Below are 706 nucleotides of genomic sequence, written 5' to 3'. Positions count from 1 at the left end.
AGGACAGTGGCCTGAGCGTCGTGCTGGCCCAGTCGCACTTGAGTCTGCCGACACCGCAGGGTGTGCGCACCTTGCTGCTGGATGCGGACTTCAGCGGCTACGCCACCAGCAACCCAGCCCTGGCGCTTGATCCCGCCAACCTTGCCTATGTGATCTACACCTCCGGCTCGACCGGTAAACCCAAGGGCGCCTTGCTGGCGCACCACAATGTGCTGCGCCTGTTCGCAGCCACCGAGCACTGGTTCAACTTCGGCCCGAGTGATGTGTGGAGCCTGTTCCATTCGTACGCGTTCGACTTCTCGGTGTGGGAGATCTTCGGTGCGCTGCTGTACGGCGGCCGCCTGGTCATCGTGCCGCAGGCCACCAGCCGGGCGCCGGAAGAGTTCTACCAGTTGCTGTGCGAGCAAGGTGTCACGGTGCTCAACCAGACCCCGTCGGCGTTCAAGCAGTTGATGCAGGTAGCCTGTGCTCCCGCGCAAGCGGGTACCCAAACGGCCTTGCGCTACGTGGTGTTCGGCGGCGAAGCCCTCGATGTGCACAGCCTGCGCCCCTGGTTCGAACGCTTCGGCGACCAGCAACCGCAACTGATCAACATGTACGGCATCACCGAAACCACGGTGCATGTGACCTACCGCCCGGTGTCGCTGGCGGATCTGGCTGGTGACGCCGCCAGCCCGATCGGCGAGCCGATCCCGGACCTGTCGTG

At 64.4% G+C, this 706-nt stretch carries 1 protein-coding gene; it reads left to right on the top strand.

Annotation, left to right across the window (positions count from 1 at the left end; genetic code table 11):
* On the top strand, positions 1 to 706 hold a 706-nt coding region (locus G3436_RS21135), incomplete at both ends, for an AMP-binding protein (protein ID WP_163949100.1).

Source organism: Pseudomonas brassicae (assembly GCF_010671725.1).
GTDB lineage: Bacteria > Pseudomonadota > Gammaproteobacteria > Pseudomonadales > Pseudomonadaceae > Aquipseudomonas > Aquipseudomonas brassicae.
Note: the sequence above shows the minus strand (reverse complement) of the source record. Positions and strands in the feature narration are given on the sequence as shown.